This is a genomic window from Paenibacillus sp. Y951, assembly GCF_056786395.1.
In genome coordinates this window covers 1-1224 of sequence record NZ_JBXCIY010000071.1, presented here as the reverse complement: position 1 = coordinate 1224, position 1224 = coordinate 1, and the positions used below count along the sequence as shown (strand labels likewise).

The 1224-nt window shown below is 47.3% G+C and carries 1 protein-coding gene; it reads left to right on the top strand.

Annotated elements, in window-relative coordinates; all coding sequences use genetic code 11:
- Positions 1-384: 384 nt before the first annotated feature.
- Positions 385-1224, top strand: an 840-nt coding sequence (gene ltrA / locus AC1TPB_RS24845; protein ID WP_482078946.1) for a group II intron reverse transcriptase/maturase, incomplete at its 3' end; no start/stop codon positions are given.

The window sequence follows — 1224 nt, the reverse complement described above, 5'->3', positions numbered from 1 at the left end:
AGGGCGAGCAACATGCCAGGCCGTAACATAAAGTGAATCCTGCCGCGTCGTCAAAAAGGCCTCGCAAGAGGGACAAGAGGAAGCTGAGTCTCGCTCATATAGACGAAGGCCAAGGAAGCTGAATAGAACTTGGAACAACAGTGAAGAATCCTCCGGCGTATGGGGAGCGGCATGGTATGAAAGATAATGCAGTGAACTGGGGAGACCCTCCCCTGCACAGAAAAAAAACTGTAAAGTGGTGCTCTATAAGCCCGAAAGGCGAAGTGAGTGACCTGCAGGAAGGGAGTCCGAGGGGCTCATAGTACCTAAGAACCGCAGGACAACATAACCTGTGGGAGGAAAGGAGCCCTGCTTTGTTCAAGCTTTTTAAGGAGGTACGAGTGAGTGAATGCCAAACGGCTAACAACACCAAAGGAAAAAGTTCAACAACTCCAAGAAAAGCTAGGTCATGCAGCCAAGGAGAATAAGAAACGTAAATTCCACGCTTTGTATGACAAAATCTATGCGCGGGATACGCTGATGGAAGCTTGGAACCGAGTACGGGCAAACAATGGAGCGGCTGGGGTCGACGGCGAAACTATTGCAACGATCGAAGCGATCGGAGTCGAAGCGTTTCTCCACGACTGTCAAAAGCAACTGGAACAAGGGAAATACCATCCCGATCCCGTAAGACGACAATACATTCCGAAGAAGGATGGCAAGCTACGTCCACTCGGTATTCCTACGATACGAGATCGAGTCGTGCAAATGGCAACAAAACTTATGATTGAGCCCATATTTGAAATGGACTTTCAAGAATCCTCCTTTGGATTTCGACCGAAGCGTAGTGCTAAGCAGGCGCTAGATCGTATCCGAAAGGCATGCAACCGCAAAGGTAATTGGGTGATCGACGTCGACATCCAAGGCTACTTTGACAACATTAATCAAGAAAAACTGATGAAGTTAGTAGAAATGCGAATCAATGACAGACGAGTTCTGAAACTTATTCGGAAGTGGTTGCAGGCTGGTGTGATGGAGGAAGGACAAATTCGACGCTCAGACTTAGGCACACCTCAAGGTGGGGTTATTAGTCCGTTGTTGGCGAACATCTATCTGAATTATTTCGATGTATTATGGGAAAGGCATGGTAAAGCAGTAGGCGAACTGACAAGATACGCAGATGATTTTGTAGTTGTTTGTAAGACTAAGAAAGACGCCGAACATGCGTTCAAGTTGATTCGAACC